We start from the raw sequence: 24,830 nt of genomic DNA on the forward strand, positions 1-24,830 counted from the left end.
ACAATTTTTGCGCGGCTTCGCTCACTGCGCTGCCGGCGTCCATCACCTTGCCCAGCCACTTCAGTGGAGGCTGGTTCTGTAGATTTGGATACAGCGTTGGAGTGTGACTTTGGCGCCATTGGTGGGAACCGCTCTATTAAGCAAAATGATAAGCTACCAACCTAGGAATTGGCATAATGCACGTCAATACATGACGCAAATTCCCAGAGTTTGGGCTATGCGTGACTGCGCTCATCATCGGTTATGCCAAAGAAGATAGCGTAGAGGGCGGGGACGATGATGAGCGTCAGGAGTGTCGCGAAGCTGAGGCCAAAGACCAGAACCACCGCCATCGCCGCAAAGAACGGGTCCATGAAGAGCGGCAGAACACCAAGCACTGTCGTCAAAGACCCCATCATGACCGGCCGCACGCGGCTGGCCGCACTGTCGATAACAGCATCATGTCGAGGTTTGCCCTCACGTATCTCCAGGTCCATCTGGTCCACGAGCACAATGGCATTCTTGATCAAGAGCCCCGACAGGGACAACACACCGAGGATGGCCATGAACTCCATGGCGCTGTTGGTGACCAGCAAACCAATCACCACACCGATGATAGACAGCGGTACAACGAGCCAGATGAGGAGCGGCTGACGGATCGCGTTGAAGAGGATGATGACAGTCAGGACCATGGCTGCAAGGCCGATAGGCAACGTCGATGCAAGATTGCCGTTGGCTTCCGTGCTGTCCCCATACTCGCCGCGCCACGTCAACGTGTATCCCGGTGGCAAGGCAATGGCCTCGATTTGTCCGCGGATACGGTCAAAGGCGACAGACGCCAATTCAGAGGGCAGGGGGTCTGCCTGTGCTTTGATTGTCCACACACGATCAAGACGGCGGAGCTGCGCATCTCGCCAAATGGAATTCACACCCTCCACGACTTCGATGAGTGGAACCGTGTTGCCAGTTGTCGCGCTTGGAATCTGAATACCCGGCAGACCGGAAACGCCGGTGCGTTCCGCTTCGGGCGCGCGCGCGATGATGGGGATCAGTTCATCTCCTTCACGATATACGCCAATGTCGCGTCCTGAGTAATTGGACCTCAGTGCTGCGGCCAGATCCTCTCGGGAGACACCCAGCCGGCGACCGCTGGTTTCGGAGTAAATCGGTTCGAGGACAGACACAGGCTGGCGCCAGTCTTCCTTTATGGAAATGAGGTTGCCGTCTTGCGCAAATATATCTGTGGCCTCACCGGCAAGACGGCGCAGCACAACTGGGTCAGGGCCTGAAAACTCCGCCTGAATGGCCGACCCGCCGCCTGGACCAAGCTTGAAGCGCCAGACTTTTCCCTGGGCATCGGGGTAGTTGTTGTCCACGTAGGATTGAATGTCGGGGATCAAAGTTTCAATCAGCGAGTAGTCCGAGACCCGGACGAGCAACTGTCCATAGGCGCTGTTGTAGGACTCCGGCGGATACACAAGCATGTAGCGAAGACCGCCCTGACCGACATAGGTCGTAACGCTCTCGACACCGTCCAGTTGCGCCACCGCCTGCTCCAGTCGGCGCATGTCAGCGTCTGTACGATCAATGTCCGTGCCTTCGGTCAGCCAGTAATCGACAACTAGCTGAGGCGTCGTCGAGCTTGGGAAAAAGCCGGACTTTGTGAACTGAAATGCCCAGACAGACACAACGAACATTCCAATGGCTATGCCAACAACTCCCCAACGTGCGGCCAGCACGCGCCGCATGAAGCTCTTGTAGGTCCGCGAAAACTTGCCTTCCGGTGGCGTGTGTCCGGCTGCAGCGGTGTTCTCTTTGAACAGAAGGTCTGCCAGCAAGGGCACTGCGGTAATGGCAAAGACCCAGCTGTAGAGCAGGGAGATCAGCACCACCCAGAACAAGTGGCCGGTATATTCTGCTGTGCTACCCGGCGCGAAGCCGATGGGGGCAAAAGCAATGATGCCGACAATGGTGCCGCCCAGAAGCGGCCACCAGGTGCGGGTCACAATATCCTTGGCAACTTCGAGTTTCTTGCGCCCTTGCTGCACACCAACAAGGATACCCTCAGTAACAACAATGGCGTTGTCCACCAGCATGCCCAGTGCAATGATCAATGCGCCCAATGAGATGCGGTGCATGGGAATATCAACCAGATACATGGTGCCAAGTGTGGCGGCGATCGTCAGCAGCAGGACGGCGCCGATCACGACAGCCGATTTGAGGCCCATGAAAATAAGCAGCGTGATCAAAACGATGACCAGAGCCATGACCACGTTGACCACAAAGTCCTGCACCGCCTTCTCGACGATAGTGCCCTGATGATAGTACTGATGAATCTCCACGCCGATCGGACGACGGGATTCCTCTGCCGCAAAGGCTGCATCTATGCCCTTGGCCATTTTCACGACATTTGCGCCGGTCACATTTGAAATGCCAAGGCCCAACGCAGGCTGACCGTTGTGACGCAGGATAAACGTCTGCGGGTCTTTCAGCTCACGTCGAACCGTTGCGATGTCACGCAGATAGACCACGCCGGATGTGTCCGAACCGCTGGATGAACTTGTTGAAACGATGACGTTTTCAATTGCCGCGACGGAGTCGATATCTCCCGTAGGAAGAATGTTCAGGCGTAGATCGCCAACACGCACACTGCCTGCCGAGACAACAGAGTTCTGCTTGGCAAGATCGTTGTAAACCTGATCAACCGAGACGCCGAGGGCCGCAGCGCGGTCTCTGGAAATCTCCACATAAATGGCCTCAGACTGAACCCCGGTGATCGCTACTTTTGCAACGTCATCCACTGCCAGAAGATCCGCACGCAGACCTTTTACATACTCATGTAGTTCCTTGGCCGTGTAGCCTTCGCCGGTCACGAAGTAGTAGAGGCCATAGACGTCGCCGAAGTCGTCATTGGTGAGAGGTGCCAATGCACCGGGGGGCAGACTGCCGACTGCATCATCCACCTTGTTGCGCAGTTTGCCCCAGATGATCTGCAGATCCTCCTTGCTGGGGGAAAACTCGAACTTGATTTCGACCGTTATCCGCGAAACACCAAAGCTGGATTCAGACGTAATCTCGTCGACTTCCTGCAGCTGCTGAATGGCACTTTCCAGCGGTTCGGTGACTTCATTTGCAACTTCTTCCGGGGTCGCACCGGGATATTGCGTGACGACGACAGCCTGCCGAATGGTGAATTCCGGGTCCTCGAAACGCGGCATGTTTTCGTAGGCGGTCCAGCCTCCAAACAGCGCAATCAGGATAATGATCACGCTGATGAGGCGGTTCTTGATGGCAAATTCAGCAGGATGCATGTGACCGACCTCCTACTGTTCGAAGGCGCGGACTTGCGTGCCCTCCGTCAGGAATGAAACACCGGCCGCCACAATCGTGTCGCCAGCGGCAAGGCCCGAAGTCACCACCACATCCGCACCGACGTCAGGCCCTTCCTGGCTGATGGTGATGGCCGTGCGTGACACGGTCATGGTCTCGGCATCGACCTTCCAGGCAAACAGGTCTTCTGCCTGCGCAAGAACGGCTGTTCGCGGAATTGTAATTCGACCGTCCGCACCATTGCGGTTGGCAATCTGCAGCTTGGACCTCAGTGTGCCCGTCATGCCCGGCAGGATCACGAGGTCCTCCGGTGGCTCGAAAGCAAACCGCACCTGGAATGTCTGTGTCCGTGGGTCCGTCTGGGTTGACGTCGATACGATTTGCGCGGGCACTTCTCTGTCAGGTGCGGCATCCAGAACCACGTAGGATTCAGCCACGTCAATCTGGCCGGAATTGGCAACAAGCGTCGACGGCACCTGAACAACGGCTTCCGCAGCGCCGGTAGACTGGAGCGTTACAATCACCGTTTGGGCTCCAACGGTCTGGAACTGGTCAACATGCTTGGTTGCAATCACGCCAGCGAAGGGCGCGCGCAGCGTGCTGTCGTCGAGCTGCTTTTGGGCATCGTCGAGTGCGGTTCGCGCGACATCGCGGTCTTTCAACCGCTCATCATATGTTTTTTGAGCAATCGTGCCCTTCTTGATGAGCTGCGCTGCTCTGCTGAACTGGGATTGCGCGTTGCGGTAGGTCGCCTCTGCCTGCGCCACCTGATTTTGGAATGCCCGCTGTTCCAACTGACCAATAAGGTCGCCCTCAGCGACTTCCTGACCCTCAATGACCGGGAACTCCTGGAGCACCCCGTTCACTTCGAATGTCAGGTCTGCAGTTGATCGCGCGCTGATCACCGCCGGGAGGTTCATGGTCCGTGTGTTCTGCGACTGAACCACTTCAAAGAGCTTAGCTGGACGAACCGAAGGCTCTTCACTCGCCTCGGGCGCGTCAGAGCATGATGCAAGCCCGACACAAGCGGCCAACACAGATCCCGCCACCGTTCGCCGTTTCCACATCTTGAGATTTGTCAATTGGAACACAGGCTGCTCTCCACACTGATAAGGTCCGACCGTCCCTAAAAAAGGATTTCGGTTCCCCTTGATACCTGAATTGGCCCGCTGCGTAAGCCACGGACACAAATTAAGCAGAAGCGGGAGACCAGTACATCTGGACAATAGGAAATCCATATTCAGGATTTTGTGACGACCACGGATTGTTCGACGAATTTCGCCTGCCCAAAAACGCCCAGAAAAGCGACATCTGCTGCATCTGAGCCAACGCCGATCCGCGCGATGGTGTCTGCCGGCGCCATTCCGGTTGCATCGACAAGGTGCCATGTACCGTCAAGATAGATTTCCGCCACCGCGTGAAAATCTTGAGGCGTTACGCCTGGCGCATAGACGCTGACAAACCGAGCTGGGATCCCCGATGCACGCGCAAGCGTTATCAGGACATGGGCGAAATCTCGGCAAATACCCTGCCTTTGGACAAAGGTATCCAGAGCGGTCGTCTGAGCATTGCTGGACCCGGGAACATATTTGAAGGTTGAGTGAATCCAGGCACGCATTGCGTCAATCTTGGCACCACCCTCCAGGTGACCGAACTCGTCCTCAGCGAAGGAACTGAATTGATCAGACTGGCAGTAACGCGAGGGCATCAGGTACCTCACGGTATGCCAGGGCAGAAGACGGGGCATCGCCGAGCTGAGTGCGGTCAAGTCGAGGGCAGGCCGGTCAACGTGTATGCGTGCGCTGTAGGCGCAGCGAAATTCTCCATCCGCGCGTATCCATATGCGTTCACCCAGCCCATCTTCCGCCGGCACTCGCGACATATGAGAGATGTGCGAAAAATCAATTTCCGACGTCAGAACACGTTGGTCGGCTACATCAGCAACCTCAACCTGCAAGAGCAGGTCCGTTGTCTGTGAAAGCTCATATGCCATGTGCATATTTATATTCAGCAACACGGTGCGACCCCGCTGGAGAAATGACTCCTTGCTTCTACCGCAACAGTCAGACCCGAATTGTCAGTCATGAGGTCTTTCCAGAGATGCTGTGGAAAAGCGGCAGGAGGCTGAGGCGGCAGAAGCTGCCGACGGCGTATCGGCGTCCCGTTTCCGAAATGTCCGCAATAACGGAAAGATCAACGCTCACAATGGCCAGCATCGCACTGGCCTGATCGGCAAGGTTTTGTGTCGCACAAGGAGAGCCAATGGCGGAGAGGGAGGGATTCGAACCCCCGGGACCGTGAAGCCCAACGGTTTTCAAGACCGCCGCATTCGACCACTCTGCCACCTCTCCGCATAAAAGGCGCTGGCCTGCGGGGACAGCTTTAGCGGGGTCGGGACAATTTCGCAATATCGGCAGGAATCTTTGTTTTTGCCTTGGTCCCGGGACCCTCGGGGCAAGCGAATCAGCCGCGTTAACGCCGTTTGACGCGGCGGTTTGCGCTCGCCGGTTTTCGAGGCAACAATAGGCCGTATTGCTTGCTTTTCCGGGGGTGCCCGTGCATTCAATCGGGTAGGACACGTGAACACGGCTGTTAAGGCCGGGAAACATCATGAAGTAAGCCCGCTCAGGCGGCTGCTGGCCAGATAATGCACAGCAGCCAGATGGTGCGGGACAAGGGGAGTTTTTGAATGCTCGAATATGATCTGGTGCAAACCTGGATACCGGCGTCCATCATCGGCGTGCTGTTTGTCTTGATTTTGCTGGACAGCATGTGGATCGCCCGGCGCGACCGCAAAGCGATGGAACGCTCAGGTGGCGATGGTGGGCCCAGCACGGGCGGTGGCGGCGGTGGTCGCGATGCGCAGGCCAAGTGGCACGAACAGAACAAGGCAGATTTTGCTCAGCGTCAGTGGACGGAAAAGAACCGCGAAATTCTGCGTAACAAGAACGGCACCGCAGCTCAGGCTGTGGGCGCTGCCCCGGCAGCATCTGTCGCCATGGGGGGCTCTGCCCCCCGTGCCGGCGGATACTGGGGCCCGTGGCTTGTTCTTACGAGCCTCATCCTTGGTGCCGGTATCGCGTTCTATACCGTTTTTCCAATGCTCCAGAACTAGCGCCTGCCGGCACTTACATACCCGCCTGAACGCCATGCCGATTTCGCCTTCACAGGTCAGGCAAAGAGCGGAAGAGGCGGCAGCCTTTCGGCCATCGGCAGCGCAAGAATAGCCTCGGCGAGCTGCTTTGGCGCAGCAACACCGCCAAACTCCATCAGCCCCAATGATTTTTCGACCACCTCTGGTGGCGTGAGCGGTGCCTCAGGATCGCCCTTTGCAAACCCGCGTTCTGCGCGGTGCTTTGTCCCGTCTGTCATGACAATTTCAACAGCACTGCCCCAGTCAACGGGGTAGGACGCGGCATAAGGATCCATCACCTTGATGGTGATGCCGGAGGCAAGTCGTCGGGCTTTGACGCGGGCAGCATCATCAAACGATGCAAGAGTGACCTCACCATTTTCCAATGCCGTCGCGATGCAGTGCTGAAGTGAGAATTTGGCTTCGTATTCGCTGTCGGCATGGGGGCGATCGCAGACATCCTCCGCCGCCTGATAGGTCTCGACAGTTACAGAGTGAAACTCATCAGCGCTGGCGTGCTTCAGTTTCCCGGACAGCTCAAGGGACGCATCAATGGCCGGGTGGGTATGACGACAGGACGGCCATGGCTTCATGGATGTAAGAGGCAATTGCCAGGGTCCGTCGGGATCAGACATCACACGGGATGCATCCCCATCGGGACAAGTGGCTGCGAAGAAGCCTCGTTCGCCTTCCAGTATTCGGGGAGGCCCGGTGAAGCCGAGGGCCGCCAGGTCTGCAGACTGCACCCCAGCCTGCGCTGCATGGCCTGCATGCAGATGTTTGGTCATGGCGCCGGTATCAAGGAATTCCCATAGACCTGAGGACTGGCTGCCTGCATTGCCCAAAGCATGAACGGTCTGGTCTTCGTTGAGGCCCAGCAGGGTTGCCGCTGCCATAGCGGACCCATATGGGCCGCATGTGGCTGTGTTGTGCCAGATGCGGTAGTGGGCAGGCCCCACCCCCATGCCCACACGGGTCGTGACTTCAAAGCCTTCCAGGACACTGCGCAAGAATGCTGGCCCCGAGATACCTTCACGAAGCGCCATGACCCACGCAGCAGGCACGACCACACAACCGGGGTGCACCACGGAGGCCCGGTGGAGATCATCGGTTTCAAGAATATGGGTAAGGGCGCCCATTAGCAGCGCATGGGAGCCAGTATCGAAGGGGGTTCCGGGTCGGCTTGGGCCATTGCCTGCCCAACGCAGAAGTTTACGCCCCTGTTCGCTGGCGCAGCCGCCAAGCGCATTTGCCACAGCATCCAGGACAAACAGGGCGGCCATTGCCAGATCGTCAGCCGTGGCCTCCTTGGCGCGGGCATGCTGTACCAACTGGCGGGTCAGGGGAGTGTCGGTTTGTGCGTGATCGGTGGTCATGAAATCGTAAACGCCTCGTTTACCAAATTGCAGGCATTCTAACTGTCTGAAATTCGGGCGGTGCCGGTCTCCACAAGGACGAAGGTACTGCCTGCTTGTGGTGTCTCGACTATTGACGGGGATAATGGGGCCATGAACGCGATTATGTCACGCACACGTACGCCGCGCATTGGCGCAATGCTGGTTGGACTGACCGGCATGCTGGTTCTTGCAGGGTGTGCGGAAACGCAGCTGGCCGGCGCCGTTGTGAAGGAAGTCAGCCGCAGTGAGATACCAAGCGGCGAGGGTGGCTACTGGAAAGTGGGCAACCCGTATCAGATTGCCGGTGAGTGGTATTATCCCAAGGAAGACGAGCGCTACAACAGCACGGGCATTGCCTCCTGGTATGGCCCGCAGTTCCACAAGAAGATGACCGCCAATGGCGAGATCTTCGACATGTATCAGGTCTCTGCTGCACATCCGACACTTCCCATGCCGGTGATGGCGCGCGTGACCAACCTTGAAAATGGGCGCTCGTTGATTGTTCGCATCAATGACCGTGGCCCGTTTGCCCGTGGCCGTGAAATTGACATGTCCATGCGCGGCGCTGAATTGCTGGGCTACAAGGAGCAGGGCACAGCCAAAGTCCGCGTCGAGTATCTGGCGAAGGCGGAAGGCTGGACCGGTGAGCAGGGCCGCGTGCAGACGGTCAATGCGCAGCCTGCACCTGTGGCACCTGTAGCGACACAGGCAGCATCGCAGATGCAGCCCGTTCAGGATGACGACGATGACATTGCAACAGCGGGCCTGCCGCCTGTGCCAAACGCGCCGGTAGACCTGTCGCTTCTGGCGGGTGGTGCTTCTGCTGCCGCAGGGACCGTTCCCGCAGCAACTGCACCTTCGGCACCAGCTTCGCAGACAACCGCTATGGCGCCTGTCGTGGATAACTTCTTTGTTCAGGCAGGTTCGTTCCGCAGTGCCAGCAACGCCAATGCGCTCGCCTCACAGCTTTCCGACCTTGGTCCAGTTGAAGTGACTGAGTCTGTTGTGAATGGCACGCCTTGGTATCGTGTACGGGTTGGACCGGTGAACAACGCTCAGGGCGCCGATGGGCTGCTCGAATCGGTTGTGTCACGTGGGCAGAATGGGGCCCGCGTCGTCATCAACTAGGCGCGCATTCCTCTGCCAAAAAGGTGACGTTTCCATCAAAACGGGTGTCGCCACTGGTACAGGATGCTCATACGCGGTAATCCAGTTGCAGCCTTATTTGGACGGTACAAACGTACCCCCTTCGAGCTGGATGGAGCCCCGCGTTTTATGATTGCCCGCTTTACTCGACTTCCTGCTTTTCTGCTCGCCGTAGCGCTGGCTGCGGCTTCGTTCGCCATCGCACCTGCGCGGGCTATCGAGACCCCCGCCAGTTACGTATCGCTGATGGATTTTGCGACTGGCGAAATCATCTACGAGAAGCAGGGCAACGAGCTGATGGCTCCAGCCTCGATGTCAAAACTCATGACCATGGTCATGTTGTTCGACGCCCTGAAAGACGGCCGTGTGACGCTGGATGACGAGTTTGTCATTTCCGAAAACGCCTGGCGCAAGGGCGGTGCTGCTTCCGGCTCATCCACCATGTTTGCGGAACTCAACAGCCGCGTCCCGGTCCGCGACCTCATTTATGGTGTCATCGTCCAGTCCGGCAATGATGCCTGCATCGCAATCGCTGAAGCTCTGGCAGGTTCTGAAGCGACATTTGCTGAACGGATGACGGAGCGGGCCCGGGAAATCGGGCTTGAGACATCCACCTTTAAGAACGCGACCGGCTGGCCGGATGAAGGTCATCTCATGACTGCCAACGAGCTGGCTATTCTGGCGCGCTACCTCATCGAAACGCATCCTGAGTTTTACGAGATCTATTCCGTACGTGATTTCGAATGGAACGGAATTACGCAAGCCAATCGCAATCCGCTCATTTACATGAACATGGGCGCTGATGGGCTCAAGACCGGACACACATCCGTATCCGGCTATGGGCTTACGGCATCGGCCGTTCGCAACGGACGTCGCCTTGTGCTCGTGGTCAACGGGCTCAGTTCTGAAAAAGAGCGCGCCAATGAAACACAGCGGCTGATGGACTGGGCATTTCGCGAATTCCGCTCCTACAATCTGCTGGAAGCAGGTCAGGTTCTGGAGCGTGCGCCTGTCTGGCAAGGGTCAAGCCGCACAGTCCCCATGGTGATCGCCACGGATGTTGCCCTTACGATGTCGCGGGACGCGCGCAAAGGCATGGAAGCGAAGGTCCGCTACGATGGTCCTTTGAACGCCCCAATCGCCGAGGGCGATATCATTGGCCAGCTCGTTATCACCGGTCCTGGCTTGCCCACACGCACATATGACTTGCAGGCGGGAACATCCGTTGAGGCGCTGGGGATGTTCGGCAAAGCCATGAGCGCACTCGCGCAGCTGATCTCAGGCTGATGGCGACCGACACACAGCGCGGCCGGTTCATTACCTTTGAAGGCGGCGAGGGTGCCGGCAAGACAACGCAGATTACACGGCTGATCGAAGCGCTGACCGCGCATCAGATCGCCGCCATAGCAACGCGTGAACCAGGCGGCACGCCTGCCGCTGAAGACATACGTGCCCTCCTTGTCAGAGGCAGTACGGACCGTTGGGCACCCTTGTCTGAAGCGCTCCTCCTCAATGCAGCGCGCGTGGACCATCTCGAACGTCTGATCCGTCCATCACTTGCCAATGGCCAATGGGTGATAAGCGACAGATTTGCAGATTCAACCACCGCCTATCAGGGGCATGCCCTTGGTCTTGGCACCCAGACCACGTCTGACCTTGAACAGCTGGTGGTCGGCGATACGCAGCCAGACCTCACGCTCATCCTGGATTTGCCGATTGACGTTGGTCTTGCCCGTGCGCGAGCGCGTGAGGCAGATGCCAATGCGGGTGAGGATCGCTATGAGGGATTTGACGTTGCGTTCCACGAAACCTTGCGACAGGCCTTTCTCGACATTGCCAAAGGCGACCCCGACCGGTGCATCGTCATCGACGCATCGCAATCGCCTGATGAAGTTGCCCAGGCAATTTGGCAAGCCGTGATCACGCGGTTTGGTGAGGTGACGTCTTAATGGCTCGATCTCCTGAACCCTTTGATGTGCCCCAGCCAGATCAGCTGGAAGGATTTCCCCATCCCCGCGACACAGAAATGCTGTATGGCCATCAGCCGGCCGAAGACGCCCTGCGCGAAGCCTTCATGGCAGGCAGGCTTCACCATGCGTGGCTGATCACAGGGCCCGCAGGGATTGGCAAGGCAACACTGGCATACCGGTTCGCCCGGTTTCTGCTCAAATATGGTGACCCGCGTATTGTGGAATCTGCGGGCATTGAAACGCTGCACATTCCGCCGGAAGACGAGATCTTCAAAAGAGTGTCGTCGCGCGGTCATGCCAATGTGCTGACACTGCGCAAGCCATGGAACGACAAGACCAAGAAATACATGACCGTGCTTTCTGTCGATGAAGTTCGGAGGACGCATGACTTCTTCGGCATGAAGGCGGGCGAGGGCGGCTGGCGCATTTGCATTGTCGACAGTGCCGATGACATGAACACGAGTTCGGCCAATGCGTTGCTCAAGGTTCTCGAAGAACCTCCTGCACAGACCATTTTTCTGGTTCTCGCCAATCATCCCGGCCGGTTGTTGCCGACCATCAGATCGCGATGTCGCACGCTTCCATTGAAGCCGCTCAGTCATGATCAGTTGCTGTCCGCGGTCCATGGACATCTGGGGCACATGGCGGACGGAGATATGGAAGCCGTGGCCAAGCTGGCGCAGGGCAGCGTCGGGCGGGCACTTCTGCTGGCGGGCGGCGGTGGCATTGAGCTCTACCGTGAGATGCATGGGGTGATCGCAAGCCTTCCCAAGCCGGATGTCCCGGCGGTGCATGCGCTTGCTGAAAAGCTGGCGCGGCGCGGCAATGATCAGGCCTATGAGATGTTCCGCGAGCTTTTGTCAGACTGGCTCGTGCGCCTGGTACGGCAGGGCGCTGGTGGACCGGCGATGATTGATGAAGTGATTGCCGGGGAAGCTGACATCATGAACCGGCTGGCGGCGGGGGCTTCGCTTGATCGATGGGTGGAGGTATGGGAAAACACCGCCCGCACTGCCGAGAGGGCAGAGGCACTTAATCTCGACCGAAAACAGGTGGTTCTCGGCACGTTTGCAGCACTCGAAACTGCAGCGCGCGGGTAGCACCTGCTTCATACAAGCTGAAAGCCACCGCCATGTCCGGCGACAAGAATTTTTACATCACCACGGCCATTTCCTATCCCAATGGCGCACCGCATATTGGCCATGCCTATGAGGTGCTGACGACGGATGTCCTCGCACGCTTCAAGCGGCTTGATGGCTATGACGTGTTCTTTCTGACGGGTACGGATGAACATGGTCAGAAGATGGTGGAGACGGCGGAGAAAGAAGGCATAAGCGTTGATGACCTTGCGGACCGCAACTCGCAAAAGTTCAGGGAGCTGCCGCCGGCACTCAACTGCTCCAACAATGATTTCATTTCGACCCGCGAACCGCGCCACGCCGTGGCCGCGCAGGAATTGTGGAACCGGCTCGTAGCCAAGGGCGACATCTATCTCGACAAGTATGAAGGTTGGTACTCGGTACGTGACGAGGCGTTCTACACAGAGACCGAGCTGACCGAAGGGCCCAATGGTGAGAAACTTGCGCCCACCGGCACCGAGGTAAAATGGATGGAAGAAGAGAGCTATTTCTTCAAGCTCTCTGCCTATCAGGACAAGCTGATGGCGCTTTTCGAAAGCCAACCGGGCTTTGTGCAGCCGGATGCGCGGCGCAATGAGATCATGTCGTTCGTGAAGGGTGGCCTCAAAGATCTGTCCGTGTCCCGCAAGACCCTGAACTGGGGCGTGCCGGTTCCCGGTGATGACGATCACGTCATGTATGTGTGGATTGATGCGCTCACCAATTACCTCACGGGAGTTGGGTTTCCAGATACCGATCCAGACCAGCTTGCGAAGTTCTGGCCGGCGGATCTGCATATCATCGGCAAGGACATCCTGCGTTTCCACACGGTCTACTGGCCAGCCTTCTTGATGTCCGCAGAGATCGAGCTGCCCAAACGCGTGTTTGCGCACGGGTTCCTCTACAACCGCGGCGAAAAAATGTCGAAATCGCTCGGCAATGTGCTCGACCCGTTCGAGATGATTGAAGAATACGGTGTTGATCCGTTCCGCTACTTCTTCTGCCGCGAAGTTTCCTACGGGCAGGACGGCAGCTACGGTCACGAAGCCATGGTCAATCGCATCAATGCGGACCTGGCGAATGATTTGGGCAATCTTGCGCAGCGCTCGCTGTCGATGATTGGCAAGAATTGCGATGGCGTTGTGCCTACGCCGGGTGAGTTTTATGCCCAGGATGTAGCCATACTCGAGGCTGCGGACGGGTTGTTGCGTGGGGCCCGCAAGGCAATGGATCAACAGGCGATTCACACCTATGCGGGTGAGGTCTGGAAAGTCGTTGCTGAAGCAAACCGCTACTTTGCCGGTCAGGAACCTTGGGCGCTGAAGAAAACAGACCCGGAACGCATGGGCACTGTGCTCTACGTGACAGCCGAAATCATCCGGCAGGTCGCCATCCTCGCTTCGCCCATCATGCCAACGTCCTGTGGCAAACTTCTTGACCTGGTCGTGGCACCGGAAGACCAGCGCGACTTTGCGGCACTTGGCGCAGGCGGCCGTCTTGCAGCCGGCACCGCATTACCGAAACCCGAAGGCGTGTTCCCGCGCTATGTAGAAGCGGAGGCCGAGTAATGCTCGTTGATAGTCACTGCCATCTTGATTACCCGGGCCTCATTGAGGACCTGGATGGTGTTGTCGCCAGAGCAGGGGAGGCCGGCATTGGCCGAATGCTGACAATCTGCGTCAAGCTATCTGAGTTTGAGCGTGTGCATGATGTGGCCAAGCGGTTCGACAATGTGTGGTGCACGGTGGGTGTTCATCCCCATGAAGCCGATAGCGAGACCGGTGTCACGGCGCAACGCATCATTGACGCGACCCAATCGCCGGACGTGGTGGGAATTGGCGAGACCGGGCTCGACTATTTTTACGACAACGCCCCGCGCGAAGAACAGAAGGCCTGCTTTCTTGCGCACATTGAAGCTGCGCGCGAAACACAGCTGCCCTTGATCATCCACGCACGCGATGCCGATGAGGACATGGCGGACATTCTGGAAACAGAACACGCCAAGGGTGCGTTCCCGTTCCTCCTGCACTGTTTCTCATCGGGCCCTGAGCTTGCCCAGCGTGCGGTGGCCATTGGTGGCTATGTCTCACTGTCCGGTATCATCACCTTCAAGAAGGCGGATGACATTCGCGAGACGGTAAAGTTGCTGCCGATGGAGCGCCTGCTGGTGGAAACCGACTCTCCTTATCTGGCACCGGTGCCACACCGTGGCAAAACCAATGAGCCAGCCTTCACCGCTCACACTGCGGACAAACTGGCTGAAATCAAAGGTGTCACGCCGGATGAAATTGCTGCGGTCACAACTGCCAATTTTCATATGCTCTTCACAAAGATTCCGCCGGTTGCAAACTGACGCTGGCATTGGACACCAAACAGCGTGACACTTGGGTCCTCACAAGAACAAACGAGGGAAACGCCATGAAACATCGTATTGCAGCGCTCGCATGCGCCGGGCTCATTGCAGGTGCGGGTTCTGCTCTCGCCGCCCCACTTGAGGTCGACATCATTGGTGGCGAAGGCGCAAGCATCGGCACTGCGACTCTTCATGATGCGCCCACGGGCGTTCTCATGCGCATCGAAATTGGCGAGGACGGGCTGGAGCCAGGTTGGCACGGAATGCATCTGCATTCTGTCGGAGACTGTTCTGACGTTGGCAAGTTCAAGCTCTCCAAAGGTCACATCAACTTCGATGATAAAGAGCATGGGCTGCTGAACGAAAATGGGCCGGACAATGCAGACCTGCCCAACATCTACGCAGATGACGATGGCGCGGCGAACGCTGAACTCCTGACCACGCTGGTCTCCATCAGCGGCGACCGCGGGCTGATGGACGAGGACGGCTCGGCGCTGGTTATCCATGCCAATGAGGACGATCACATGACACAACCGATCGGCGGTGCCGGCGGACGGGTTGCATGTGGCGTCATCGGCGGGTAGTAGCCTTACATACCTAGAACTTGAACGGCGATGACCTGTTCGGCCGTCGCCGTTTTTGTTTACCTGCCAATCATCTGCGTTGAGTCATGAGCGGATTTCTCAAAATCACTATTCTGGGCTGCGGCTCGTCCGGCGGCGTGCCGCGCATCGGTAATATCTGGGGCGACTGCGACCCGGATGAACCAAAGAACCGCCGCCGACGCTGCTCGATCCTGGTACAGAAATCTGCCGAGGCGGGCGGCCCAACAACCAATGTCCTGATTGATACGTCGCCGGACATGGCGGAGCAGCTCAACATGGCCAATCAGGGTCGTCTTGATGCGGTGCTTTACACCCATGCGCATGCGGACCAGGCCCATGGCATCGATGACCTTCGTATGGTGGCCATGAACAACCGGGCGCGGGTAGATGTCTATATGGACGAAACCACGGAGTCGTGGCTGCTCAACCGCTTTGACTATTGCTTCAAGACACCGCCTGGGTCTGGCTATCCGCCGATACTCAATGCCCACAAGATGACGGCGCACGAGCCGGTCACCATTGACGGAGACGGCGGCCCCGTGACGTTCGAGCCCCTGTTGCTAGAGCACGGGTCAATTCCAGCATTGGGCTTCAAGGTGGGCGGCGTTGCCTATTCACCGGACGTCAACGGCGTACCGCAGCGCGCGCGTGATGCCATTGCCGGGATTGATTGCTGGATTGTGGACGCCCTGCGCCGGGCACCGCACCCATCCCATGCCAATCTTGATCTCACACTGGAATGGATTGCAGACGTCAAACCAAAGCTTGGTGTGTTGACCAATATGCATGTGGATCTGGACTACCAGACGCTTCGCAAGGAACTGCCAGACGGGATCATTCCTGCCTATGACGGCATGGTGCTGGAGTATCCACTGTGAGCGATGGTGCAAACCACACAGGTTGGAAAGGCGGCGTATACCGGCAAGGTGAGTTTGAGGTCTCGACAGACCGCAACCGACTCGACCGGACGGTGATTATCAACACGTTGTCGGAAACCTACTGGGCCGGCGACGTATCGCCAGAGCGCATCATGGAAAGCGTTGCCAACGGGTTTCCGTTCGGCCTGTATCACGTCCCCAGCGACCGGCAGATAGGTTTCGCACGTCTGGTGACGGACATGACCAGGTTTGCTTGGGTGTCAGATGTCTTTGTGATTGAGACATACAAGGGGCAGGGCTGTGGCAAGCTTCTGATGCAGGCCATCCTCGATTATCCGCCGTTTGAGAACGTCTACAATTGGACGCTAGCCACCAAAGACGCGCACGGCTTTTATGAGCAGTTCGGCTTTCAGCTTGCAGAAGGCAAGGACGCCACAATGCAACTCAAGCGCCCCAAAAAACCGATCGTCTAGCACACCGGTTCTGGCGCTTCGCGCAAATGTTGCTATTATGTTCTCACCGGGTAAGGAGAGCATTTTGGACCAGCGCATCAGTATCATCACCTTGAGCGTTTCAGACCTCGCAGCATCGCGGGCGTTTTACGGGCGGCTTGGCTTCACTGAGGCCAGCATCTCGCAGGACGGGATTGCCTTTTACGCCATGGGCACGTTTGTGTTCGCGCTGTATCCAACCGACAAGCTGGCTGAAGACATTGGTGAGGATCTGCCCGAGGCGACGGCTGGAGGCGTTACCTTGGCCTACAATGTGCGCGCCAAGGAAGACGTGGCCAGTGTGCTCTCTGAAGCCGTGGCTGCCGGGGCACGATTGGTGAAGCCGGCCGAGGATGTTTTCTGGGGTGGGCACTCCGGATATTTTGCAGATCCTGATGGGCACTTCTGGGAAGTGGCCTGGAACCCGCATTCACCACTTGAAGCAGATGGATCCCTGCGCGTCAGCTGATCGCAAGCACTCCTTATGTTTCGCCTTGAAATGACTTCCGGTCATATTTATCTATGATGAAACAAACGCGCTTCATGGACTGGCCGATGAATCGGGCAGACGATGAGTCGAAACAATGGTTTAGGGGAGGGTGCTATGAGCGGACTTGAAGGCAAGGTTGTAATCGTCACGGGTGCGTCAAGCGGTATCGGTGCACAAGTTGCCAAGACACTGGCGGCCGGCGGCGCGAAAGTCATGCTGGCAGCCCGCCGTCAGGACCGGCTGGACGCACTGGTAGATGAGATTGGTGCTAACGCAAAAGCGCATGTCACCGATGTGAGCGATCACCAGTCCATGCTCGACCTGGGTGAAGCCACCATTGCAGCGTTCGGACACATCGATGTGCTCGTGAATAATGCCGGGCTCATGCCGTTGTCATTCTTTGCATCACGCAAAGTGGACGAATGGGATCGCATGGTGGACGTCAACATCAAGGGCGTCCTCTATGGCATTGATGCCGTGCTGACCCACATGCTGGGACGCAGTTCTGGTCACATCATCAATGTATCCTCCATTGCCGGCCACAGGACCGGTCCGGCAACAGGTGTCTATTCGGGGACGAAGTTTGCCGTGCGCGCAATCTCAGAGGGACTGCGGCAGGAAACCGCCGGCAAAATCCGCGTCACCACCATTTGCCCTGGAGCCGTGACGACCGAACTTGCGGGCACCATCACCGACAAGGTGGTTATGGACAATATGGGCGGGACGTATGACTTTGAGTTCCTGGATCCCACGGCCATTGCTGATGCGATTGCCTATGCGATCGGCCAGCCGGACAACGTCGCGGTCAATGAAATGCTCATTCGTCCTCTACAGCAATCAATGTGAGCAAACCCTTGCTTTTGAACGGCTTTTTGCCATCCTAACAGTCTATTAACGGGCCTGTGAGATACTCTCGCAAACTGGGGATAAATCCTATCCTCAAAGGAGGGTGCTCCAATGGTGCGCTATGCAGGTGTGGTTGAGACCAAAAAGATCGACAGGCTGCTGACCAGTGCGGAACTGGATCGCGAAAAACGTCATGCCTTGAACGTGTTTCGTGATCGCATGGACCGTACGATCATGAAAGCCAATCAAGAGGTTCTGAGCGGCAAGCTGCCGGACATTGATCTCGATACGATCACGCGCCTTGCGGTACGTATTGCAGAGCTGCGCGCGAGCTATCTGTCAAAGGCGCTCGCGGTGGCTGAAACACCAGGTGTGCCGACGGTTGACGCACTTGAAGATCTGCAGCGGCATCGCGTGGCCTTTGAAGAGCTCCGCGAGGCCTTTGAAGCACTGGAACGCGTCATTGAGCGCGGCTACACAAAGGCCGTGTAACGTCGGTGATGTAGCCCACCCAAGCCTACTTCAGAGCGCCGTGACGACCATCACACATCGGGGCGTTTTTGGTGTGCTTGCACTGGCAGAAAAACACCGCGCGATCTTTCTCCGCCTTGTATTCCATCGGTTCGAAGTCTGTTCCAGCGTGGCTACCGTCGCAGAATGGCTGCGCCTTGGACCGACCACAGCGGCACCACCAATAGGTCTCACCAGCTTTGACTTCGACCATTGCAGGCTCTTTGGCGGCAATTACAGGATCTGACATTGGGGTTCCTTACAGGGGTTAGGGGCAGGGATGGTGGTACGGCTATTGAGCTGCTGCTTCGTCCATACCGGTAGCAATGACCGCGTCCATTTTACTGGCCGCGAACCGGTGCTTCACGATGGTCTGATAGCCATCCGAATTGTACCAGGCCATGACGTCATCCTTGGACGGGAAGCTCAGCAAGACAAATCGTGTGGCTGACCATGTTCCTTCAAGTGTCGACGGATTTTCATCCACAGCCAAAAGAGACCCTTTGAACTGCTGGAAGACGTCCATGAAGGACTCCTCGTATTTCGCGTACTCGTCGCGATCATGAATGGAGATGTGGCCAGCGACGTATACGGTCATGTGTGCGGTCTTCCTTGGAGATTCGAATAACTGTTCCCAAGTAGCCTAGCCACCCGGTACCTGTTTCACCATATCTATTGTTTTCCATAATATATATTATGCGTCAATTGCTGCTGACGGCGCTTGTCAGGAAGCGCCGTCACGGGCTGGCAGGTTCAGCCAAAAAAGCTATTGTGACGCATTCGCGGCTCAATGCCATTTCAGTGTCCCGCCTGCTTAAATCTGAAAGCACTTCATGACCGAAACAACGCTTGCCACAGAAGCTGATCTTCGCGGCACTTATGCCGAACCAAATGATGCGGTGCTGGCAAAAGACATCCGCCATATCGATGCGCACTGTGCCCGCTTCATCGAGCTGTCCCCGTTCTGCGTTTTGGGGACGTCGCGTGCAGATGGATTGGGCGATGTGTCCCCTCGCGGCGGCGAGCCCGGATTTGTGCATGTGCTGGACAAGACACATCTGGCCATGCCGGACCGTCCGGGCAACAACCGGCTCGATTCACTGACCAACGTATCCCACAACCCAGCCATCGGGCTTTTGTTCTTTCTGCCCGGCGTCAACGAAATGCTGCGGGTGAATGGCACAGCCTCCATCAGCAAGGATCCCGAGTTGATGGAGCGGTTTCTTGCAAACGGGCGCCCTCCTCTGTCGGTCCTCGTGGTCGAGGTCAAAGAGGCCTATCTGCACTGCGCAAAAGCTGTGAAGCGGTCCGGCCTGTGGGACCCTGAGGCTCAGATTGAACGCAAGGATTTCCCGAGCCTTGGACAGATCATGCGGGACCAGCTGGCGTTGGACATTGAGGCCGAGTTGATTGACCAGGCTCTGGATCAGGACGCCAAGGACAACCTCTACTAAGCGGCAAGAAGCATCTCCTGGCGACACCTCAAACCTTGTCGTCAGGTGCCATGCAGGCCATGCTAAAAAGTGACCGATGGTCGCTTTTCACACCCTGCTGCGAGATATCCGATGACCCTTCCTGCGCTCCCTGCATTTCAGTCCGGAAACACCGCCGTCATTACCGGTGGTGCCAACGGTATCGGCCTTGCCTGCGCACAGCAGATGGCTGACGCCGGGCTCAACGTGGCCTTGATAGACCGTGACCCTGAAGCACTTGCAGCTGCAGCGACACGTGTTTCAGGCGCCGGAAAGGTTCTGACCTTCGAGTGTGATGTCAGTGACGCGTCTGCCATGCACACACTGGCTGACCAGATATCAAGTGACCTTGGGCCCGCCAGCATTCTCATGAACAATGCCGGTGCAGGTCTCAATCCCGGCAAGCCCTGGGAGAATGGAGATGGGTGGCAGCAGCTGCTTGGCATCAATCTTGGCGGCATCATCAATGGCGTGCAGGCCTTCGTGCCCGGCATGATTGAAGCCGGTGCACCGGGGATCGTTATCAACACCGGGTCCAAGCAAGGCATCACCCTGCCGCCGGGCAACGGTGCGTACAATGTCTCCAAGGCAGGCGTAAAAGCATACACGGAGACCTTGGCTCATGAGCTGCGCAACCTTGATGAGTGTCAGATCAGCGCCCACCTGCTGATCCCCGGATTTACCTATACGGGGATGATCCAGCGGTTCCTTCCTGAAAAGCCACCGGGCGCCTGGACGTCCGAGCAGGTCGCAGATTTCATGTTTGACAGCCTTGCCCGCGGCGACTTTTACATTCTGTGCCCGGACAATGACGTGGACCGGGCTATGGATGAAAAGCGCACCGCGTGGAATGTCGGCGACCTGATTGAGAACCGACCCGCCCTCTCCCGCTGGCATCCGGATTTTGCGGATGCGTTTGAAGCGTTTATTAAGAGCTGAACCTGAAACCAGCCGGACCTAACCTCATGCCTCTCAAAATCGCCATCGTGCCCGTCACGCCGCTCCAGCAAAACTGCTCGCTCCTGTGGGACGACGAAACAATGGTGGGTGCCGTGTGTGACCCGGGCGGCGATATCGGTCGCCTGAATGACGCCATACATGAAGCTGGTTTCAAGCTTGAAAAGGTCCTCCTCACCCATGGACATCTGGACCATGCGGGTGCAGCAGGAGAGCTGGCGAAAACGCATGGTGTCCCCATTGAAGGGCCGCACAAGGATGACCTGTTCCTAATTGAGACGCTGCCGGAGCAGGCCTCCAAATATGGCATGCCAACTTACGACCTCTTTGAGCCAACGCGCTGGCTGGATCAGGGAGACACGGTGACAGTCGGAGGACTGACGCTGGACGTGATCCATTGCCCCGGACACACGCCCGGCCACATCGTTTTTCATCATGGGCCGTCGCGCATTGCTCTGGTCGGCGATGTCATTTTTCAGGGATCCGTCGGGCGCACGGATTTTCCACGCGGCAATCACCAGCAGCTCATCGATTCAATCCGAGATCGGCTGTTTACGCTTGGCGGTGACACAGGGTTTGTCCCCGGGCACGGCCCCCTCTCGACATTTGAATACGAGCAAAAGACGAATCCCTATGTTTCCGATGAAGTCCTGGGGCTGGCGTGAGTACACACCCCTTTGACCTGTCGGGCCGCATTGCACTTGTCACCGGTGCCGCGCGCGGGCTTGGGCTTGAAATGGCGCGCGCCCTTGGCGCTGCCGGTGCGCATGTTTTTGTTGGCGGCCGTGAAGCCGCGACAGTCAGCCTTGCGGCTAACACGCTGACGAACGATGGCTTGAAGGCAACGCCCCTGCCCTTTGATGTTGCAGACGCAGACGCTGCAGCACGATCTGTCGAGCGCATCATCGGCGAGCATGGCCGCATCGATATTCTCGTGAACAATGCGGCCGCACGAGATCGGCGCGATCTTTTTGAGTTTGAGCCCGATGCCATCAAGGACCTGTTGCAGGTCGATCTTGTTGCGCCTTTTGAGCTCTCCCGGCTTGCGGCGCAACACATGAAGACAAGAGGCAGTGGGCGCATCATCAACGTGACGTCGATTGCTGCACATATTTCGCTCAAGGGCGATCCGGTTTATGGCATGGCAAAAGGTGGACTTGCAGCAGCCACTCGAGCGCTTGCCGCTGAACTTGGCCCGAACGGCATCACGGTGAATGCCATCGCGCCGGGATTTTTTGCGACGGAGTTCAACGCCCCCCTTGTTGATGTTGAAGAGATCACCCAGATGCCGCGCGACCGGTCTTCACTTGGAAGGTGGGGCGAGCCTCACGAAATTGGGGGCGCGGCCGTGTTTCTTGCCTCAGATGCTGCGAGCTACATCACCGGCCACACGCTGGCGGTCGATGGCGGATACATGACCCACTACTAGACGCTACATCGTAGAGGTAATGACGTGCTCCAGGTACTAATCAAAGCAGCCCTATCTGGCGTACTCGTCATGATTGTTGCCGAAACCTCAAAACGAAGCCCTGCATTCGGAGCCTTGGTCGCGTCCCTGCCCCTCATTTCAATTCTGGCTGTTATCTGGCTTTGGAACGACACCGGAGACACTGTTCGTGTTGCCAATCAGCTCGAAGCGACATTCTTTTATGTGTTGCCATCACTGCCGATGTTTCTGGTGATGCCCGCGTTGCTTCGATCCGACTACGCGTTCTGGCCGGCGCTCGGGTTGTCGGTTCTACTGACTGTTGCGCTCTACGGGCTGGTGGTTTTTGTGACGGCGCGGTTTGGTATTGAGTTGTAGCCTTGGCCAAGCCCATTTTTGCCGCAGCCGCAAGATTGTATCGCACAGCTCACCACACTAGGCTCGCCCGCAATTCAGTAATTTGTGGGTGACGTATTCCATGGCTAAAGGCCGTATCTCCAAATGGCAGCTGGGCTCCTTTGCGCTTCCTGCCATTCCCATTGCCGCTCTTGGCCTGCCCATCGTTGTGTACCTGCCGCCCTTCTATGCAGAAGACATGGGCCTCTCCCTGTCACTCGTCGGCGTCATCTTCATGGTTGCGCGGTTCTGGGATGTTTTTACCGACCCGGTGCTTGGCACCCTGTCTGACCGCATCCACTCCCGCTGGGGGCGTCGCAGACACTGGCTGGTGATTTCAGCGCCAATTCTCATGTTGTCGTCATACATGCTGTTCATGCCGACGGCGCCAGTCACCGGCGCCTATCTGATGTTCTGGATGGTGATCCTCTACATCGGCTGGACGCTCATCACCATTTCACACATGTCATGGGGTGCAGAACTTTCGACAGACTATGATGAGCGATCATCAATCCAGGGTTGGCGTGAGTTTGCACTCATCTTCGGGTCTTTCACGGTGTTGGCGCTTCCAGCGGTTCTACAAACCACCGGCGCAAGTACAGGACTTGCCGATGGTGTAGCAGCCATGGGCTGGTTCGTTATCATTCTGCTGCCGATCACCATTGCCCTAGCGGTATGGGTCGTTCCCGAATTCAAAAGCGTGCCGCAGGCGAGTATCAACTGGAAAGAGTCCGGTCGCCTGATCCTCAAGAACACGCTGCTGCGTCGCGTCCTGTTTGCTGACCTTCTGGTGGGCATCGCACCGGGCATCACCGGCTCGCTCTACATTTTTTTTGCCTCATACGTGATGGGCCTGCCAGAAACGGCAAGCCTGCTGCTGCTCGTCTATTTCGTTGCAGGGTTTGTCGGCGTACCGATCTGGCTGCGCGTTGCCCACAAGATGGGCAAGCACAAGACGCTGGCGATTGCGATGTTCTATGGCGCGACGGCTTTGCCGTTGATTGTCTTCATGCCGCGCGAAGAATTCTGGTGGCTGTTCTTCGGCAACACCCTTTATGGCTTGGCCTACGGCGCTGGTTCGTTTCTGCTACGCGCCATCATGGCGGATGTGTGCGACCGCGACCTGATCGACTCCGGCCAGCAACGCACCGGGCTCTATTACTCGTTACTGACGATGACCAACAAGATTGGTTTCGCCGTCGCTGTGGGCATCACATACGTCATGTTGGATGTAATTGGATTTGTGCCTGAAACCGGAGCTAACAGCCCCGAAACTCTCAACCAGCTTCTGGCTCTGTACGTGACCCTGCCGGCACTGTTCATGGCCATCGCCGGTATTGTGATGTGGCGCTATCCATTGACCAAGGAAGCACAGGCTGAGTTGCGCGCCAAGTTGGCTGAGCGTCATCACACTCACGAAGGCCCTGCCGACGCTGCAGCAGCGGTCGCGGCTGTGGCTACGGGCGTGCATGACCGAACACCGGACTGATCAATGAGTGCGACACTTCCCAAAGACAAACACGGCATTGAGACGCTTCTGGCCATTATGGCGAAGTTGCGTGACCCGGATGGTGGCTGTCCTTGGGATCTGGAGCAGACGTTTGAAACGATCGCGCCGTACACGATTGAGGAAGCCTATGAGGTGGCTGACGCAATCCAACGTGGCGACCGTGACGACCTGAAAGATGAGCTTGGTGATCTGCTGTTGCAGGTCGTGTTTCATTCCCGCATTGCGGAAGATGAAGGCAGCTTTCGGTTTGAAGATGTCGTCGAGAGCATCTCCTCAAAAATGGTGCGCCGTCACCCCCATGTGTTTGGCGACGGCGAGGCAAAGACACCGGTCGCCGTCAAAGGCAGCTGGGAAAAAATCAAGGCTGAAGAACGTAAGGCAAAGGCTGACGGCAAAGACCCCGGTACGTTGGATGGCATTCCCAAAGCGCTGCCCGCCCTCGTCCGCGCGGTAAAACTGCAAAAACGCGCGGCCCGCGTCGGCTTCGACTGGCCTCAGACAGCCCAGGTCCTCGACAAGCTGGCCGAAGAAACAGCTGAACTCAAAGCCGAAGTGGATAAGGGAGCGCTTGCCGAACGGGTCATGGATGAACTGGGAGATATCCTGTTTGTCTATGCCAACCTCGCGCGGCATCTGGATGTTGATCCCGAGCAGGCTCTCAGCGGAACGAACGCAAAATTCGAACGGCGCTTTGCGCAGATTGAAGCATGGTTGGCAGAAGACGGACGAACCGCAGATCAATCGACGCTGGAAGAAATGGACGCTCTGTGGACCAGAGCCAAGACCGAAGAACGGCAGTAGAGTTCACACGATCCATCTGGAG

The 24,830-nt window shown here is 57.3% G+C and carries 25 protein-coding genes, 1 tRNA gene and 1 pseudogene; 20 read left to right on the forward strand and 7 right to left on the reverse strand.

Annotated elements, in window-relative coordinates:
- Positions 1–215: 215 nt before the first annotated feature.
- From ABXH05_RS12600 to ABXH05_RS12615, 4 genes are all read right to left on the reverse strand, one after another.
- The gene (locus tag ABXH05_RS12600) at positions 216–3,290 is read right to left on the reverse strand and encodes an efflux RND transporter permease subunit (RefSeq protein ID WP_353561313.1); all 3,075 of its coding nucleotides are present in this window, start codon (positions 3,288–3,290) and stop codon (positions 216–218) included.
- 12 nt (positions 3,291–3,302) lie between these two features.
- Positions 3,303–4,547 (reverse strand): efflux RND transporter periplasmic adaptor subunit, encoded by a 1,245-nt coding sequence (locus ABXH05_RS12605; protein ID WP_353561314.1) that lies wholly within the window; start codon positions 4,545–4,547, stop codon positions 3,303–3,305.
- A 2-nt stretch (positions 4,548–4,549) separates the two neighbouring features.
- Complete coding sequence (locus ABXH05_RS12610) at positions 4,550–5,017, reverse strand: transglutaminase-like domain-containing protein (protein WP_353561315.1); 468 nt, start codon at positions 5,015–5,017, stop codon at positions 4,550–4,552.
- A gap of 555 nt (positions 5,018–5,572) precedes the next feature.
- Positions 5,573–5,660, reverse strand: a tRNA-Ser gene (locus tag ABXH05_RS12615).
- 338 nt (positions 5,661–5,998) lie between these two features.
- Between ABXH05_RS12615 and ABXH05_RS12620 the strand changes: the two genes are divergently transcribed.
- On the forward strand, positions 5,999–6,424 hold the full coding sequence (locus tag ABXH05_RS12620; RefSeq protein WP_353561316.1) for a hypothetical protein: 426 nt from the start codon (positions 5,999–6,001) through the stop codon (positions 6,422–6,424).
- Between the two features lie 56 nt (positions 6,425–6,480).
- Here the strand turns inward: ABXH05_RS12620 and ABXH05_RS12625 are convergent, their stop codons facing one another.
- The gene (locus ABXH05_RS12625) at positions 6,481–7,818 is read right to left on the reverse strand and encodes an MmgE/PrpD family protein (protein WP_353561317.1); all 1,338 of its coding nucleotides are present in this window, start codon (positions 7,816–7,818) and stop codon (positions 6,481–6,483) included.
- A 132-nt stretch (positions 7,819–7,950) separates the two neighbouring features.
- Here ABXH05_RS12625 and ABXH05_RS12630 point away from each other — a divergent pair, with 132 nt between their 5' ends.
- The 12 genes and pseudogenes from ABXH05_RS12630 to ABXH05_RS12685 all read left to right on the forward strand — a co-directional run bounded on the left by ABXH05_RS12630 (position 7,951) and on the right by ABXH05_RS12685 (position 18,228).
- A complete protein-coding gene (locus ABXH05_RS12630; protein WP_353561318.1) occupies positions 7,951–8,967 on the forward strand; it encodes a septal ring lytic transglycosylase RlpA family protein in 1,017 nt (338 codons plus the stop codon).
- A 147-nt stretch (positions 8,968–9,114) separates the two neighbouring features.
- Complete coding sequence (locus ABXH05_RS12635; RefSeq protein WP_353561319.1) at positions 9,115–10,272, forward strand: D-alanyl-D-alanine carboxypeptidase family protein; 1,158 nt, start codon at positions 9,115–9,117, stop codon at positions 10,270–10,272.
- A complete protein-coding gene (gene tmk, locus ABXH05_RS12640) occupies positions 10,272–10,934 on the forward strand; it encodes a dTMP kinase (protein ID WP_353561320.1) in 663 nt (220 codons plus the stop codon). Before ABXH05_RS12635 ends, tmk begins: the two co-directional genes overlap by 1 nt.
- The gene (locus tag ABXH05_RS12645) at positions 10,934–12,055 is read left to right on the forward strand and encodes a DNA polymerase III subunit delta' (protein WP_353561321.1); all 1,122 of its coding nucleotides are present in this window, start codon (positions 10,934–10,936) and stop codon (positions 12,053–12,055) included. Before tmk ends, ABXH05_RS12645 begins: the two co-directional genes overlap by 1 nt.
- 23 nt (positions 12,056–12,078) lie before the next feature.
- Positions 12,079–13,641, forward strand: a pseudogene (metG, locus tag ABXH05_RS12650) (methionine--tRNA ligase); the annotation flags it as partial.
- Positions 13,641–14,426 carry a TatD family hydrolase gene (locus ABXH05_RS12655; protein WP_353561322.1) on the forward strand — a complete coding sequence of 262 codons (786 nt, stop codon included), beginning with the start codon at positions 13,641–13,643 and terminating at the stop codon, positions 14,424–14,426. The pseudogene metG and the gene ABXH05_RS12655, both read left to right, overlap by 1 nt.
- Before the next feature lie 65 nt (positions 14,427–14,491).
- Entirely contained in the window at positions 14,492–15,010 is a 519-nt protein-coding gene (locus ABXH05_RS12660; RefSeq protein ID WP_353561323.1) for a superoxide dismutase family protein, read from the forward strand.
- 86 nt (positions 15,011–15,096) lie between these two features.
- Positions 15,097–15,909: an MBL fold metallo-hydrolase gene (locus ABXH05_RS12665; protein ID WP_353561324.1), complete on the forward strand. Its 813-nt coding sequence runs from the start codon at positions 15,097–15,099 to the stop codon at positions 15,907–15,909.
- Positions 15,906–16,382 carry a GNAT family N-acetyltransferase gene (locus tag ABXH05_RS12670; protein WP_353561325.1) on the forward strand — a complete coding sequence of 159 codons (477 nt, stop codon included), beginning with the start codon at positions 15,906–15,908 and terminating at the stop codon, positions 16,380–16,382. Before ABXH05_RS12665 ends, ABXH05_RS12670 begins: the two co-directional genes overlap by 4 nt.
- Before the next feature lie 64 nt (positions 16,383–16,446).
- Positions 16,447–16,869 carry a VOC family protein gene (locus ABXH05_RS12675; RefSeq protein WP_353561326.1) on the forward strand — a complete coding sequence of 141 codons (423 nt, stop codon included), beginning with the start codon at positions 16,447–16,449 and terminating at the stop codon, positions 16,867–16,869.
- 135 nt (positions 16,870–17,004) lie between these two features.
- Positions 17,005–17,736 (forward strand): SDR family oxidoreductase, encoded by a 732-nt coding sequence (locus tag ABXH05_RS12680; RefSeq protein ID WP_353561327.1) that lies wholly within the window; start codon positions 17,005–17,007, stop codon positions 17,734–17,736.
- A 111-nt stretch (positions 17,737–17,847) separates the two neighbouring features.
- Entirely contained in the window at positions 17,848–18,228 is a 381-nt protein-coding gene (locus tag ABXH05_RS12685) for a hypothetical protein (protein WP_353561328.1), read from the forward strand.
- Between the two features lie 25 nt (positions 18,229–18,253).
- On the opposite strand, the gene ABXH05_RS12690 is transcribed toward ABXH05_RS12685, so the two are convergent.
- Positions 18,254–18,496: a CDGSH iron-sulfur domain-containing protein gene (locus ABXH05_RS12690; RefSeq protein WP_353561329.1), complete on the reverse strand. Its 243-nt coding sequence runs from the start codon at positions 18,494–18,496 to the stop codon at positions 18,254–18,256.
- A 42-nt stretch (positions 18,497–18,538) separates the two neighbouring features.
- Entirely contained in the window at positions 18,539–18,844 is a 306-nt protein-coding gene (locus tag ABXH05_RS12695; protein ID WP_348140249.1) for a DUF1330 domain-containing protein, read from the reverse strand.
- A gap of 235 nt (positions 18,845–19,079) precedes the next feature.
- Here ABXH05_RS12695 and ABXH05_RS12700 point away from each other — a divergent pair, with 235 nt between their 5' ends.
- The 7 genes from ABXH05_RS12700 (at position 19,080) to mazG (ending at position 24,808) form a co-directional block, all read left to right on the forward strand.
- Complete coding sequence (locus ABXH05_RS12700) at positions 19,080–19,700, forward strand: pyridoxamine 5'-phosphate oxidase family protein (RefSeq protein ID WP_353561330.1); 621 nt, start codon at positions 19,080–19,082, stop codon at positions 19,698–19,700.
- A gap of 111 nt (positions 19,701–19,811) precedes the next feature.
- Positions 19,812–20,657: an SDR family NAD(P)-dependent oxidoreductase gene (locus ABXH05_RS12705; RefSeq protein ID WP_353561331.1), complete on the forward strand. Its 846-nt coding sequence runs from the start codon at positions 19,812–19,814 to the stop codon at positions 20,655–20,657.
- Between the two features lie 26 nt (positions 20,658–20,683).
- On the forward strand, positions 20,684–21,340 hold the full coding sequence (locus ABXH05_RS12710) for an MBL fold metallo-hydrolase (RefSeq protein WP_353561332.1): 657 nt from the start codon (positions 20,684–20,686) through the stop codon (positions 21,338–21,340).
- The gene (locus ABXH05_RS12715; RefSeq protein ID WP_353561333.1) at positions 21,337–22,104 is read left to right on the forward strand and encodes an SDR family oxidoreductase; all 768 of its coding nucleotides are present in this window, start codon (positions 21,337–21,339) and stop codon (positions 22,102–22,104) included. Before ABXH05_RS12710 ends, ABXH05_RS12715 begins: the two co-directional genes overlap by 4 nt.
- Positions 22,105–22,128: 24 nt before the next feature.
- Entirely contained in the window at positions 22,129–22,479 is a 351-nt protein-coding gene (locus ABXH05_RS12720; protein ID WP_353561334.1) for a DUF3147 family protein, read from the forward strand.
- 100 nt (positions 22,480–22,579) lie between these two features.
- Positions 22,580–23,986, forward strand: coding sequence for an MFS transporter (locus tag ABXH05_RS12725; RefSeq protein ID WP_353561335.1), 1,407 nt, complete (start codon positions 22,580–22,582; stop codon positions 23,984–23,986).
- Between the two features lie 3 nt (positions 23,987–23,989).
- Complete coding sequence (gene mazG, locus ABXH05_RS12730) at positions 23,990–24,808, forward strand: nucleoside triphosphate pyrophosphohydrolase (RefSeq protein ID WP_353561336.1); 819 nt, start codon at positions 23,990–23,992, stop codon at positions 24,806–24,808.
- Positions 24,809–24,830: the final 22 nt, after the last annotated feature.

The organism is Pyruvatibacter sp. HU-CL02332 (genome assembly GCF_040362765.1).
Classification (GTDB): domain Bacteria; phylum Pseudomonadota; class Alphaproteobacteria; order CGMCC-115125; family CGMCC-115125; genus Pyruvatibacter.